Annotated in this window: 10 protein-coding genes and 1 pseudogene; 4 read left to right on the forward strand and 7 right to left on the reverse strand. The window is 57.9% G+C overall.

Features of this window, described 5'->3' with window-relative positions; genetic code table 11:
- The first annotated feature begins 80 nt into the window (after positions 1-80).
- The 3 genes from QT230_RS01085 (at position 81) to QT230_RS01095 (ending at position 3580) form a co-directional block, all read left to right on the forward strand.
- On the forward strand, positions 81-1637 hold the full coding sequence (locus QT230_RS01085; protein WP_308319641.1) for a phosphoenolpyruvate carboxykinase: 1557 nt from the start codon (positions 81-83) through the stop codon (positions 1635-1637).
- Between the two features lie 202 nt (positions 1638-1839).
- Complete coding sequence (msrB, locus tag QT230_RS01090; protein ID WP_308319642.1) at positions 1840-2337, forward strand: peptide-methionine (R)-S-oxide reductase MsrB; 498 nt, start codon at positions 1840-1842, stop codon at positions 2335-2337.
- Between the two features lie 52 nt (positions 2338-2389).
- Entirely contained in the window at positions 2390-3580 is a 1191-nt protein-coding gene (locus tag QT230_RS01095; RefSeq protein ID WP_308319643.1) for an alpha-hydroxy acid oxidase, read from the forward strand.
- Positions 3581-3886: 306 nt separating this feature from the next.
- On the opposite strand, the gene QT230_RS01100 is transcribed toward QT230_RS01095, so the two are convergent.
- The 7 genes and pseudogenes from QT230_RS01100 to QT230_RS01130 form a co-directional block, all read right to left on the reverse strand.
- Positions 3887-4168 (reverse strand): hypothetical protein, encoded by a 282-nt coding sequence (locus tag QT230_RS01100; RefSeq protein ID WP_308319644.1) that lies wholly within the window; start codon positions 4166-4168, stop codon positions 3887-3889.
- 44 nt (positions 4169-4212) lie between these two features.
- Entirely contained in the window at positions 4213-4605 is a 393-nt protein-coding gene (locus tag QT230_RS01105) for a hypothetical protein (RefSeq protein ID WP_308319645.1), read from the reverse strand.
- Complete coding sequence (locus QT230_RS01110; protein WP_308319646.1) at positions 4577-5035, reverse strand: hypothetical protein; 459 nt, start codon at positions 5033-5035, stop codon at positions 4577-4579. The genes QT230_RS01105 and QT230_RS01110 overlap by 29 nt, the downstream gene beginning before the upstream one ends.
- The gene (locus tag QT230_RS01115) at positions 5013-7331 is read right to left on the reverse strand and encodes an RHS repeat-associated core domain-containing protein (RefSeq protein ID WP_308319647.1); all 2319 of its coding nucleotides are present in this window, start codon (positions 7329-7331) and stop codon (positions 5013-5015) included. Before QT230_RS01115 ends, QT230_RS01110 begins: the two co-directional genes overlap by 23 nt.
- 35 nt (positions 7332-7366) lie before the next feature.
- Positions 7367-7588: a hypothetical protein gene (locus QT230_RS01120; RefSeq protein ID WP_308319648.1), complete on the reverse strand. Its 222-nt coding sequence runs from the start codon at positions 7586-7588 to the stop codon at positions 7367-7369.
- Entirely contained in the window at positions 7585-11481 is a 3897-nt protein-coding gene (locus QT230_RS01125) for an RHS repeat-associated core domain-containing protein (RefSeq protein ID WP_374694434.1), read from the reverse strand. Before QT230_RS01125 ends, QT230_RS01120 begins: the two co-directional genes overlap by 4 nt.
- Positions 11482-11511: 30 nt before the next feature.
- Positions 11512-13521 (reverse strand): annotated as a pseudogene (locus QT230_RS01130) (type VI secretion system Vgr family protein); the annotation flags it as partial.
- 328 nt (positions 13522-13849) lie between these two features.
- Here QT230_RS01130 and QT230_RS01135 point away from each other — a divergent pair.
- Positions 13850-14686 (forward strand): hypothetical protein, encoded by an 837-nt coding sequence (locus QT230_RS01135; RefSeq protein ID WP_308319649.1) that lies wholly within the window; start codon positions 13850-13852, stop codon positions 14684-14686.
- Positions 14687-14716: the final 30 nt, after the last annotated feature.

Genomic DNA, 14716 nt, shown 5'->3' on the forward strand with positions numbered 1-14716 from the left:
AGCGCAGGCTGGGATGAATTTTAAGGCGTCGGTGACGCCCGGTAACACGAGAGAAACGGCCTCAAGGCCCAGGAATCGACATGACCACGACTCAAGCCGCTCCCCAAGCCCACGTCAATCTCAGCAGCGCCGATCTTATCGAGCGCGCCGTGACCCGTGGCGAAGGCCGCCTCTCGGCCAACGGTGCCCTGGTAGTCAACACCGGCCTGCGTACCGGTCGATCACCGAAAGATCGTTATATCGTCGATGAGCCCTCCACGCGCAGCCAAGTTGACTGGGGGAGCGTCAACCAACCCTTTGACGCCGACAATTTCAACGCCTTGTGGGATCGGGTCAATGACCACTTGGCCAGTCAGGAGCATTTCGTTTCTGAGCTTCACGTTGGCAGTGATTCTGCTCACTACCTGCCGGTTCGCGTCACCACCGAAACCGCTTGGCAAAATTTGTTTGGCCGTACCATGTTTGTGCGTCCCCAGGCCTATAACCCAGCCGCTAAAGATGAGTGGACAATTCTTAATGCCGCTGGCTTTGAGTGTGATCCTACCCGCGACGGCACCAACTCTGACGGCTGCGTGATCATCAACTTTGCCGACAAAAAAGTGCTTATCGCCGGTATGCGCTACGCCGGTGAAATGAAAAAAGCCATGTTCTCGGTGCAGAACTTCCTGTTACCAGCGGCCGATGTACTCCCCATGCACTGCTCTGCCAACGTTGGCGAAGATGGCGAAACCTGCCTATTCTTCGGCCTTTCTGGCACCGGTAAAACCACGCTTTCCGCTGATCAGGCGCGCTTCTTAATCGGCGACGATGAACACGCCTGGGGCGACGGTATCGTTTTCAACATGGAAGGCGGATGCTACGCCAAGTGTATCGACCTTTCTGAGAAGAATGAGCCGGTTATCTGGAATGCCATCAAGTTTGGCACCGTACTGGAAAACGTGGTGCTGGATGATCGTCGCGAGCCTGATTATGCCGACGACAGTTTGACCCAGAACTCCCGCGCTGCTTACCCATTAGAGCACGTCGAGAAGCGCGTACCGGAAAACCTCGCTGGCGAACCGAATGCTATCGTGTTCCTGACTTGCGATATGTCTGGCGTATTGCCCCCGGTATCGATTCTTTCTAAAGAAGCCGCGGCGTATCACTTCCTGTCTGGCTACACCGCCAAAGTGGGCTCTACTGAAATGGGCTCCTCCGAAGGCCTTGCTGCCACGTTCTCTACCTGCTTTGGTGCGCCGTTCTTCCCGCGCCCTGCACGCGAGTACGCCGACCTGCTGATCAAGCGTGTCGATAAGAAAGATGCCCAGGTGTATCTGGTCAACACCGGTTGGACCGGCGGTGCTTACGGCGAAGGCGGCTCGCGCTTCTCTATTCCGACCACTCGCGCGATTATTAGCGCGATTCAGTCTGGCGTACTGCGCGACATCGACACCAAGCACATCGAAGGCCTCAACCTGCAAGTGCCGCTCGCGGTACCCGGCGTTGATTCCAGTCTGCTTGATCCGCGTGAAACCTGGCAAGACCGTGACGCCTACGATCGTCACCTTAAAGATCTAGCTACCAAATTTGTCGATAACTTCAAGAAATTCGAAGGCGTCAACGAAGCGATCGTCAAGGCAGGCCCCCAGCTAACCTGAATGTTAGCCGGGCTGAAAAGTAGCGTGTCGGTGTGACGTGCTGGTGTAAGTATCCGAACGCATTCACGACTAAGTAGTCAAAACTACTAGTCGTCAAACAGGGACAGTGCCACGGCACTGTCCCTTTTTTGTGGGCGATGCTTCTTGGCTAGTATGACGCTTGCCGACGACTTTCCTTACCTCATATTAGGGAGCGCAACTTATGCAAAGACGTCAATTTTTAGGCCTAGCAGGACTCACCGGCGTAGTGGGGATTATGCCTGGCCTCTCGTTTGGCTTTCCACGCCTGGATCTGGAAGCTGCTCCTGGGTTAGAAGCGCTGGAGCTGAGCGAGGCCGAGTGGCGCGAACGGCTTTCTGAAGAGGCCTTCAATGTACTTCGTGACCATGGCACCGAGCCTGCCTTCTCAAGCCCCTTAGACAAAGAGTGGGGAGAGGGCGAGTATCGCTGCGCAGGTTGCGATCTATTACTGTTCACCAGTGAAATGAAATATGATTCAGGCACTGGCTGGCCAAGCTTTTTCGAGCATGTCGAAGGGCACATGCTTAGCCAACTGGATTTTAAACTGGTGTGGCCCCGTACCGAGTATCACTGTGCCCGCTGCGGCGGTCATCAAGGCCACGTATTTGAAGATGGTCCCGATCCTACCGGCCTGCGCTGGTGTAATAACGGAGTGGCGCTGCGCTTTGTACCGGCTTGAATAAGCGAGCCTGATAGGTAGGGCAATGTACGATAATCATTAGGAGCGTTGTGTGAAAGGAAGGTTTCAGTCACTGGGTGCTCAAACAAAACTCTCAAGCATCCATAATCTGCACGACGTTGAGCGGCTGGCGCGTCGGAAGCTGCCCAGGCCAATTTTTGGCTATATTGACCATGTCGCAGAGGATGGACGAACCCAGCGAGCCAATCTCAGCGCTTTCGATGATTATCGGTTTTTGCCCAAAGCGTTTGTTAACGTCTCGCAGATTGATCTGCATAAAGAGTTATTTGGCAAACGCTATGCCGTCCCTTTCGGTATCGCCCCCATGGGCATCAGTGCACTGTCGGCTTACCAAGGAGACTTAGTGCTGGCGCGAGCAGCGGCACAGCGCAACCTGCCGATGATCATGAGTGGGTCATCACTGGTACCCATGGAAGAGGTGGCGAAAGTCGAAGGTGCCGATTGGTTTCAGGCCTACCTGCCGGGAACGCCTGAAGGTATCGAGGCGCTGCTGGCGCGCATCCAGCGGGCGGGGTTTAAAAAGCTAGTCGTCACCCTCGACTACCCGGTGCCCCCCAACCCTGATAACCTTCGTCGCTCTGGCTTTTCCTCACCTCTGGAGCCCAGCCTGCGCCTAGCGTTCGATGGTTTGATGCGACCAGGCTGGCTAATCAATACCTTTCTGCGCACGCTGTACAAGCACGGTATGCCGCATTTTGAGAACAATCATGCTGAGCGGGGAGCTCCGGTCATCTCACGTCAGGCGGCGCGGGACTTCTCTGGCCGCCGCCATTTTGATTGGGGCTATCTCGATTTGGTACGGCGCCTATGGCCTGACACCTTGATTGTCAAAGGCATTCTCAACCCAGAAGATGCGGTGCGTGCCCAGCAGGCAGGCGTCGATGGCATTATTTTATCCAACCATGGTGCACGCCAGTTGGACTGCACCATTTCACCGCTCCAGGTGCTGCCCGAGATTAAGCGTCGCGTCAGCGATATACCGATTATGATCGATAGCGGCTTCCGGCGTGGCACCGATGTCATCAAGGCATTAGCGCTGGGTGCCGATTTTGTCTTCGTAGGCCGCCCCTTCAATTACGCAGCCGCCTGCGCAGGGCAAGCAGGCGTTGAACATGTCGCCGATCTCTTGCAGCGTGAAATAGAGCGCAATATGGCGCTGCTAGGCCTGACCAGCCTTGCACAGCTTGACTGCTCCTGCCTATACCAACCAACAGCCGGTTAAGTGTCGCAGTCATTGTCGCCTTCTGATACTCCTATGCCTGGAGGGAAAATCTCCAGAAATAGGACAGCATCTGCTGTGTTTTTATAAGCCGGTATAAAATACTCAAGTAAGCTACTAAATAGCTGAAAGATCCCAGATTTTTTGTATAGATCTTAGAAGCCCCCAGCAATACCTTTGACGGTTGTAGTAAAGCCCTGATTCTTCGTCATGCCACTGGCCCTGGAAGCGGGTCGGTTGGGTGGCGTGGCGCACTGCGCGTTGGTTTTTCATCGCTGCCCAGTCGTCGGGTTCGGCGAGCCAGCGGGGTTAGCCGTTGGGGGTGACCAGTTGCATGGATGTGCCGAGGGCTTCAGTGATGTAGGCGCTGACTAACTGGTCGTCGGTTCTGAGCCTGGGCATAAAACTGCCCAGCTCGTACACAACGGTAGTGCGCTGGTTGTCGGTTTCTTCTTGCACAATGCGATCATCGTCTGGGTGGTGGCGGTTATCCGCCAGTCCTTGCTGCTTGTCGACACCTTGCTTTAACCGATTACCCGCCGCGTCCACCGAGTAGCGGTGAGCGTGGTCGCCGTGCTGGCTGCCGATCAAGCGTCCGGAGTGCTGCTCGCGGCCATCGGGGCCGGTCTGGGCGATTACTTGCCGTGGTCATCCCGCTCGATTAGTGTCTCGTGGCCCAGGGGATCCACGGTGGCGATCTTGCGCCCCGCACGGTCGTAGCGGAACTCGATCCGCGAGCCATCGGCGCGGGTGTGGGCCGTCCAACGGCGGCCGGGGCCGCTGCCCACAAAGTGGTAGCGCTCCTCCCGGCCCAGGCTGTCGGTGACCAGGGTGTGATCCACCTGATAGCTGTACGTCCGCGCTAAGCCACCGGCTTCCTGCTGGCCCACTACGCGGCCATCCGGGGCGTGGCGATCCCAGGTGTAGTGGGCTTCCATGCCCCCGGGTACCCGGGGGGCGGTGAGCATATGGTCTTGCCACTCAAACTCGCGCACTACTTTATTGCGGTTGATAGACCCGCTCGCCATCTATCCACGAATCACCGTAGACCTCTATAGTGTCCCTTCCAGGCTCAAATCTCCCTGGATCCACCTCCATGGGCGGAACGTCATCAAAGTTATCTTCAAAATATGTAATGATGTTCTCTGCAAACTCGTAGCGCCTATCACACATTCCTGAAAATTGGAGGTAATAATACTCTCTCCCTTCTCCTTTGACTGAGCCACTTGGGCCTGCAACAGGACTGTCAAAGCCAAGAGTTTCATGGTAAGCGCGAGCCGCCTCTGGCAAGACACGGTTTTGCACCGCCAACCTCCTTTCCATATAGTATCCGGACCAGTCAATATTGATTCTGACAATGCAGTCAGCCCTGTAGTATTTATCCTCTTCCTGGCTGCATCCGAGTAATACTAATGCAGCGAGGAGAAGCGGTGCTTTATTCAAGACATTGTTGAACACGAATCTGAGGCTCCCCGCAGTTGTCGCATGACTTTTGTTGGTTCGGTATCGACACTGTCCAGTCCGATGGTGAGGGGTTATCGAAGACCTTGCTTGTCCCACCTCCTGCAGGAAGGCCGCTCAATGCTCCAGAGTGAACTGGATAAACACCCGGAACAGGATCGCCGTTAACGTCAACACTGGTAAATGTAGCCTCATAGTGGAACGACGTTACATGGAGTGCGGCTCGAGCATCTGCTGCTCGCAGTCTTACTAATGAACCATTCACACCTCTAGCAGTAACTGATTTTCCATACCCAGTTACCGAGTCAACATGCTCCCAGTTGCCTTGACACTCACCTACCAACCCCAACGGATCCACCATCCCCGTCGGATTGGTCACATAGCCATACAAATTCGTGCCGCCGTTTAACCCAATCGGATCCTGGCTGATATACCGCCCCTGCTGCGGGTCGTAATAACGATGGCGGTTGTAGTAAAGCCCTGATTCTTCATCATGCCACTGGCCCTGGAAGCGGATTGGCTGGGTGACGTTGCGCACGGCGCGTTGGTTTTTGACGGCTGCCCAGTCGTCGGGTTCGGCGAGCCAGCGGGGTTGGCCGTTGGGGGTGACCAGTTGCATGGGTGTGCCGAGAGCATCGGTGATATAGGCGCTGACTAGCTGGCCTTGCTGGGTGTCGTCGATACGTAGCATGGGCACAAAACTCCCAGGCTCATACACCACGGTAGTGCGCTGGTTATCGGTTTCTTCCCGCACGATGCGATCACCGTCCCAGCCGTAGTGGGTGGTGGCGGTGGTGCCGTTGGTGTGGCGCACGGTTTTGCTGATGCGTCTTCCCAGGCCGTCGTAACGGTAAGTGGCTTCGTGGGTCGCCCCCAGCTCGCTGGCGTGGATCAGGTGAACTAGGCGGTTGGCGCCGTCGTAGCCCAGGGTTAAACGTTCGCCGTTGGGCTGTTGGCGTTCGATCAGATTGCCTGCGCCGTCGTAGCGGTAGCGGGTACCGTTGAGTTGGGTGAGGCGGTTATCCGTCAGTCCTTGCTGCTTGTCGACACTTTGCTCTAAGCGATTACCCGCCGCATCCACCGAGTAGCGGTGGGCGTAGTCGCCGTGCTGGCTGCCGATCAAGCGCCCGGCGGCGTCGTAGCTGTAGGCGATGACTTGTTCTGCTGGGACACCTTGCAAGCTACGGAAGCTCATCCGGCCCAGGGCGTCGTATTGATAGGCTTGCTGGCTGGTGGTGTCCGGGCTGCGCAGGGTGAGGTGATCCAGTTGGCCCAGCTCTGTGTAGCCGCGCTCTAGTACCAGCGGCTGATTGGTGCTGGTGCTAAGACGGCGCTGGGTCTCTCGGTGCAGGGCATCGGGCTCGAGGGCGATTTCCAGATCCAGGCCGGGGGCACTCATGCCGTGCAGGTGGCCGCTGCCGTAGGTGTGCCAATTTAGCGCCGGTAGGTCGCCGAATTGGCTGGCTTCGGGCGCGCCAGTGGCGGTGAGCGTGTGCTGGTGTTGCCATGTCCAACCGTTACCTTCGGCGTTTGCGCTATGCCGCTGCTGTTCGCCAATTAACCGCTGGGCTTCGTCGTAGCGGAACGTGACCTCGCCGTGGTCATTGGTGACGCTGAGTAACTGACCATTGGCACCCCACTGATAATGTTCACTGCTGGCCGGGGTGTGCTCGGTGGCGGGCAGGTGCCGGGCCGTCAGGCGACCGGCTTCGTCATGGTCGTAACGGGTCACCAGCGGCTGGCCGTCGGGGCCGGGGCGGTTGGCTTCGATGCGTTCGATCAGTCGCCCAGCGTCATCGTAGCGGTACTGCTGTTCGCGGCCGTCGGGGCCGGTTTCGCTGGCGAGGCGATCCATTTCGTCATAAGCAAAGCGGTACACCGCGCCGTTGCCCAGGGTCAGTTCGCTCAAGCGGCCAATGTCATCGTAAGCGGTAAACTGCTGGCTACCGTCGGCCTCGATGCGCTGCACCGGGCGGCCGTGGTCATCAAAGAAGAACTGCTGCCGAAACCCTTGCGGGCCTTCCAGCTCCACCAAGCGCCCAAGAGAGTCCATATGGTGGTGCCAGTAGAGCCCATCAGGAAGCTGGGTGGTGATACGTCGGCCCATCTTGTCGTGCTGGGTGCGGGTGGTCTCGTTCAGGGCATTGGTCACGCTGGCCAGATATCCATGGCGGTCGTAGGCGTACTCGGTGCGCTGCTGTGAGCAGTCGATCTGGGCGGTGATCTGGCCCAGGGCGTTCCACTCCCGCTGGTGGGTGGTCCCGCCTGCATTGATCAGCGTCTCGTGGCCCACTTTGCCTCCGCTAGCGACCAGTATAAATAGTATTTTTACTTCCTTCTAACTCCCAGAAAAATACAGGCAAGCCCCAAAGTGAACCAGATGAGAGCATAAAAGATTTTTAAGTTGTCGTCATAAATTATACCTCCTCTAGGAAGTTTGCCTGTTGCAGAGGTATCAATTCCAACTAAGATGAATAAAAAACCAGCTGCCAAGAAGCCAAAATGAGATTGTTTAAGCTTGCTCAAAACAAAAGAGGTTATTTTTTTCATCTTAAAGCCTCTTTGGGGCTGAAAAAGTAGTCTATCGCAGCACCTGCTGCGCCTTCGATATTCGGGCTAGGACTAGTTCCCCCCACCGCGCTATCAATGAAGTCTAAAGCCGCGCCTTGCACGCCTGGATTCGCTATTCCGACAGCTGCACCCGGGGAAACGGTCGCCACACTGCACATAGCACGCAGGCTAAGCTGATTTGCACTTGCCGCTAAAGCACTACTGGCCCCTGCCGCGACGTTTGCTGCTCCCGGTGCTGCTGCACCCACCATGGGAGCTCCCAACGCGCCTGATGCCGCCGGCAGTGTGATGTTGTTACGTGATGCGCCCTGGAATTCTAGTGCTTCTGCGTATTGCGGATCTTTTGCAAAGGCTGACATGCTAGATGGGAATAGTGCACCAATAATACCGGGCCGATAGCTACTGCCAGTTAATACTTCACCAGCAGGTGCTGCTGGGGGTGGCGGTGTAGTTGAACCATGTGCTAACGCCTGTGAGCCATACGCTGCACTAATACTGCCCATGGCTGATTGAAACAGCCCCAACGGATCCACAATCCCCGTCGGATTGGTCACATAGCCATACAAATTCGTGCCGCCGTTTAACCCAATCGGATCCTGGCTGATATACCGCCCCTGCTGCGGGTCGTAATAACGATGGCGGTTGTAGTAAAGCCCTGATTCTTCATCATGCCACTGGCCCTGGAAGCGGATTGGCTGGGTGACGTTGCGCACGGCACGTTGGTTTTTGACGGCCATCCAGTCGTCGGGCTCGGCGAGCCAGCGGGGTTGGCCGTTGGGGGTGACCAGTTGCATGGGTGTGCCGAGAGCATCGGTGATATAGGCGCTGACTAGCTGGCCTTGCTGGGTGTCGTCGATACGTAGCATGGGCACAAAACTCCCAGGCTCATACACCACGGTAGTGCGCTGGTTGTCGGTTTCTTCGCGCACGATGCGATCGCCGTCCCAGCCGTAGTGGGTGGTGGCGGTGGTGCCGTTGGTGTGGCGTACGGTTTTGCTGATGCGTCTTCCCAGGCCGTCGTAACGGTAAGTGGCTTCGTGGGTCGCCCCCAGCTCGCTGGCGTGGATCAGGTGAACTAGGCGGTTGGCGCCGTCGTAGCCCAGGGTTAAACGTTCGCCGTTGGGCTGTTGGCGTTCGATCAGGTTGCCTGCGCCGTCGTAGCGGTAGCGGGTACCGTTGAGTTGGGTGAGGCGGTTATCCGTCAGTCCTTGCTGCTTGTCGACACTTTGCTCTAAGCGATTACCCGCCGCATCCACCGAGTAGCGGTGGGCGTAGTCGCCGTGCTGGCTGCCGATCAAGCGCCCGGCGGCGTCGTAGCTGTAGGCGATGACTTGTTCTGCTGGGACACCTTGCAAGCTACGGAAGCTCATCCGGCCCAGGGCGTCGTATTGATAGGCTTGCTGGCTGGTGGTGTCCGGGCTGCGCAGGGTGAGGTGATCCAGTTGGCCCAGCTCTGTGTAGCCGCGCTCTAGTACCAGCGGCTGATTGGTGCTGGTGCTAAGACGGCGCTGGGTCTCTCGGTGCAGGGCATCGGGCTCGAGGGCGATTTCCAGATCCAGGCCGGGGGCACTCATGCCGTGCAGGTGGCCGCTGCCGTAGGTGTGCCAATTTAGCGCCGGTAGGTCGCCGAATTGGCTGGCTTCGGGCGCGCCAGTGGCGGTGAGCGTGTGCTGGTGTTGCCATGTCCAACCGTTACCTTCGGCGTTTGCGCTATGCCGCTGCTGTTCGCCAATTAACCGCTGGGCTTCGTCGTAGCGGAACGTGACCTCGCCGTGGTCATTGGTGACGCTGAGTAACTGACCATTGGCACCCCACTGATAATGTTCACTGCTGGCCGGGGTGTGCTCGGTGGCGGGCAGGTGCCGGGCCGTCAGGCGACCGGCTTCGTCATAGTCGTAACGGGTCACCAGCGGCTGGCCGTCGGGGCCGGGGCGGTTGGCTTCGATGCGTTCGATCAGTCGCCCAGCGTCATCGTAGCGGTACTGCTGTTCGCGGCCGTCGGGGCCGGTTTCGCTGGCGAGGCGATCCATCTCGTCATAAGCAAAGCGGTACACCGCGCCGTTGCCCAGGGTCAGTTCGCTCAAGCGGCCAATGTCATCGTAAGCGGTAAACTGCTGGCTCCCGTCGGCCTCGATGCGCTGTACCGGGCGGCCGTGGTCATCAAAGAAGAACTGCTGCCGAAAGCCTTGCGGGCCTTCCAGCTCTACCAGCCGCCCTAGGGAGTCTACATGGTGGTGCCAGTAGAGCCCGTCAGGAAGCTGGGTGGTGATGCGTCGGCCCATCTTGTCGTGCTGGGTGCGGGTGGTCTCGTTCAGGGCGTTGGTGACGCTGGCCAGATAACCGTGGCGGTCGTAGGCGTACTCGGTGCGCTGCTGTGAGCAGTCGATCTGGGCGGTGACCTGACCCAGGGCGTTCCACTCCCGCTGGTGGGTGGCCCCGCCTGCATCGGTGAGAGTAGTAGGGCGGTCGGGCAGGTCGGTATTGTCGTAGGCGAAGGCGGTAGTGCCTTCCGGCCCGGTGACCGCCAGCGGATGGCCGAGGTCGTTGCGTGTGATCTGCCAGCGCTGATTCTCCGGCCCTTCAATACTCACCGGCTGGCCCAGAGCATCCCGCTCAATGGCCCAGCGCGTGCCGTCCGGGCCGGTCTGCGCGATCACTTGGCCGTGCTCATCCCGTTCGATCAGCGTCTCGTGACCCAACGGGTCCACCGTCGCTACCTTGAAACCCGCACGGTCGTAGCGGAACTCGATCCGCGAGCCATCGGTGCGGGTGTGGGCCGTCCAACGGCGGCCGGGGCCGCTGCCCACAAAGTGGTAGCGCTCCTCCCGGCCCAGGCTGTCGGTGACCAGGGTGTGATCCACCTGATAGCTGTACGTCCGCGCTAAGCCACCGGCTTCCTGCTGGCCCACTACGCGGCCATCCGGGGCGTGGCGATCCCAGGTGTAGTGGGCCTCCATGCCCCCGGGTACCCGGTGGGCGGTGAGCATATGGTCTTGCCACTCAAACTCGCGCACTACCTCGCCGTGGCGGTGGCGTACCGCAATCAAATCTCCCTCTGGGCTATAGGAGTAGCGCACTAACCACTCGTCCGCTGTCTCACCGTCGTGCTCTTGCACCAGCTTAACGCCGGTTAAGCGCTGCCCGCTATCACCTTGCATGGCGGGAAGCAGGGCATCGTAGATCAGTTGGTAGTGACGTTGGGCGCTGTCGATCACACGCACCAACAGATCACCTTCCCAGCGGTACTGGGTGATATAGCCGTTGCGATCGCGCTCTTCGATTAAGGGCCAGCGGGCAGCGCTATTTTCAGGACTATCGCCTGAAGGTGCACCCGTGGTCGCCGCTGCGTCTGCTGGATGGGCAGAGGCTGGGCTGGCAAACACGTAGTAAAGCCCGCTGGCATCGCTTAACACGATACGTTCGGGATCATTGCGCAATGTCTCGTCCAGGGCTTGCCAGCGGCTATCGTCGTTTGGGGCGCCATCTTGTCCAGAAGCGCTGACGCTCGTGCTCCCTCCACGACGGATCCACAGCTGCTCGGTGGGCGAGAAGCGCGTCTGGCCGGAAACCAGTGCGCCAAAGGTAATCGCACGGCCCTGGGCATCGTGAACAATGCAGGCGTCGTCGTTAAGGGTAATGGCGAGACTTTCACCGGGGAGCGACCACCCCTGACCCAGGGCGCCTATCTGTTCGTTACTAGAGAGATAGCCGCGGCTGAACACAAATGGCCTTGGTGCCGGGAGCGCAAAATCGGTTTCCGCAGGCAGCAGTTTGGCGCCCAACAGCGGGTTAACCGGGCTGCCTACCGCCGGTTGGCAGGCGCTGCAGTCGTCGGCCAGGCCATCGGTGATGTCGATATCGTCCAGCGCCAACGGGGTGGCGGCGGTAATGTCGCTGCTGAGCAGCGGCGTCTGGTGCGGGTCGAGGGTGACGTCCTCGCTCTCCTCGGGCTCGGCTTCCCCGGGTAAGCGAGGCAGCACAATGGCGTGGCCTTGGCCACGCCCGGGGCTACCGCCGGAGTTGATCTTGACCTGAGAGCCCACAATGGTCACCCCGCTGGGGTCGAGCTTGATAAAGCTGCCGCCGGCTTTAAGGGTGATTTCGCTGCCCGCTTCCAAGACGATCTGGCTACCCGCTTTATGGTGCAACTCGCGGCCTGCCTCAACTAACTGCGCCTCACCGTAGACTTCGTGTCGTGTTTGGTCTATCTGGAGGTGGTCATCACCTTTGATCAGGGTATGCCGCTTGCCGTGTACCGTCAGATGGTCATCGTTATTGATCTCGGTTAGGCGGTCACGGTGGAGCTTGAGATAACTATCGCGCTTGATCTCCTCGGTGCGATCGTTAAGCGTCAGCAGCGCCAGGTCTTTCTGGGCATGCAGCCAGACTTGTTCTTTATCGGCTTCGTCCTCAAAGCGCAGTTCGTTAAAGCCTTCCGCTTTGTGGCTCTGGGTCCGTATGACCGTTCGGGTCTTGTGTTCCGGTAGCGGGTAGGGCGGTGTATTCACCGCGTGGTAGGTGCGCCCAGTGACCAGCGGCTGGTCTGGATCGCCCTCTAAGAACGACAAAATTACCTCGTGGCCGATCCGGGGGATCGCCATGCTGCCGTAGCCGCCACCTGCCCATCCCTGGGCCACCCGCACCCAACAGCTGGCGGTCTCGTCGGGTTCGGCGTAGCGATCCCAGGGGAACTGCACCTTGACCCGGCCGTGTTCGTCGCAGTAGATCTCTTCGCCTTCCGGCCCCACCACAAAGGCCACCTGGGGGCCATCAACGCGAGGCTTGGGATTAGGTCGCGGGCGAAAGGTCTGATCCCGGGGCATCATCAGCACGTCGTTGTGGTAGCGGGTCATTAGCTCGCCTGATTGCACACTACTGCTGTTATCACCCCGGGCCATGCCGTCTTCTTCTAGTGCCTGGGGCTGTTCGCCGTGATGCACCACTGATACCACTTGCCAGTCGTGGTTCAGGCTATCGATATCATGGTCAGTAAGGGTAAAGCAGAGGCCAGGGGAGAGCTCTGGTAGGTCGCTTTCGGCCTCGGCGGTGGTAGCGTCAGCACGTAGGGACTCTAACCGGTGGCGAGTGAAAGGCTTGCCGGCGTCATCCTTCTTATAGCGCCCGGGATAATCGAAGTGTTCGTAATCATCCCGCTGGGCATGCTCGCCGAGTCCAGGGGCGTGGTGATCGTGCAATTGAGCGTAGGAGGGATTTTTAAAGCTGTAGTCTTTAAGCATGGTCGAGGCGGGGCGAACCCGACTGGCCTGGCGCAGCTTACGAAGGTGGCGTTGGGGCGGGGAGCCCCCTGCGCGGCCGTGGTAAGTGCGCTCGCCCACGCTGGGCAACACCACTGTCGAGTCGGCGAACACCAGCGAGTGTTTACCACCTTCGGCATTCTCAAACTCATGAAAATAAAAGCAGCCCTCTTCGGCAGCTAAGCGCTCCACAAAGGCCAGGTCGGTCTCCCGGTACTGCACCAGAAACTCCCGCTCAAGGGGCGTGCGGGTGGTGGCAAAGCCGATATCAATGAGATCGCGCTCGTTGGCTAAGGTGGTGATCGCATCATAAGGCGAGGTGTCTTGAAAGATACGCGAATTATGGCGCAGGGATAACCGCCACAGGGCAGGGCGAATCTCCACCCGATAGAAGCTGCGCCGATGGCCTCGATCACCGCGATGCAGCTCATTGATAATGCCATGTATCCGGCGCATCGGTTCGCCGTCCTGCCAAATAGTGAGCGTGGCATTTTGATCCAAACAATCAACCGGTGAGAGGGTGTGGGTGCGACTGGCAAACTCAACGGAGAGGTTAAACGGTTCAGACAGGGCCTCGCGATGAGTAAAACGTACCACGGCGGTGTCATCGGCTCCTGGAAGCGTCAGGGTAAATTGTAGGCCCGTCTGATCCGCCATCCTTCCACTCCTTGAATCGTTATATACTAAATGAGAACGATTGAGGGTAGTGGCACTGGGCGAGAAGGCAACCCCTTGAAGGCAAGTTACCGGGATCTCTTACGCGCTTGTAAGAGATGTCTTACAAGGTTTTAAGCGATGGCTTACAGCATAAAAATTGAAGCAATGGTTCGCTAAAAAAAGAAGGGGGCCGACGTCACTGCAAAAGTGCTGTCCCTCTTAATGCATGATTATTGTATTTCTTTAGACTAGTCCATCAATCAGGAGGTATTGATGACTCAATGCCGCCGTGATGGAGAGCTGTGCGGGAACTTGATAGGAGGACAGTATGGCAGCACCATTCTCGCGTCGCCACCGTAGTAAAGGGATTTACCGCGAGTGGACCCTGATAGAGATGGAGCTAATTAAACGTCATCATAGCGAGATGACGTTTAAAGAGCTGCAAGCCCAGCATCTGCCCCATCGTACGATTGGGGCCTTAAAGAGGATGTCGTACTTACTGGGGCTCAAGAAGCTTGAGTATGATCGAGAGTATGGTCAGCCTCGGTGGACAGAAGAGGAGTTGCGGATTATTGCTAAGCATTTTTTGTTGCTCAAAACAAGTGAAATACGACAGCGTTTTTTACCTCATCGCAGTAAACTAGCCATCCGCCAAGCGACGAGGAAGCTCGGCTTACGGGTGTTTAATGCAGTACCCTGGACTGAAGAAGAACTGGCAATTTTGCGTCACGAGTTCCCGCTGGGTGGGCCTAAGCGGGTCAACCAACGGCTGCCACATCGCACGGTAGACGCCATCAAGCTGCGTAGCCGGGTGGAAGGGTTGGTTTACGTGCCGCACGGTGATGGGGAGTCAGGGGATCTTTGGAGCGCTGAGGAGCTTGATCTATTAAAGGCAAATTGCGGACTACCCGCCGCAGAGCTGGCGAAACTGTTTCCTCATCGGGAAAAGAAGGCAGTGATCAACAAGCGATATAAATTGCAGTGGAACCCAGTTAAGTTTTGGTCAGAAGGGGAGGTCGAGCGCATGTGTCAGCACCTTGATGCGTCTGTGGATGAGTTATGCGTTCTCTTCCCGAATAGGCCTCGGGAGGGGGTTAGGCTTAAACGCGATAAATTACGCCGGAAACAAGCCCAAATGCAGAAGCCAAATACACGCAAGGCGTAAAATTTTTTGGTTAGTTGTGAGTGGGAGTCG

It is taken from the genome of Halomonas sp. SpR8 (assembly GCF_031010195.1).
Classification (GTDB): Bacteria; Pseudomonadota; Gammaproteobacteria; order Pseudomonadales; family Halomonadaceae; genus Vreelandella.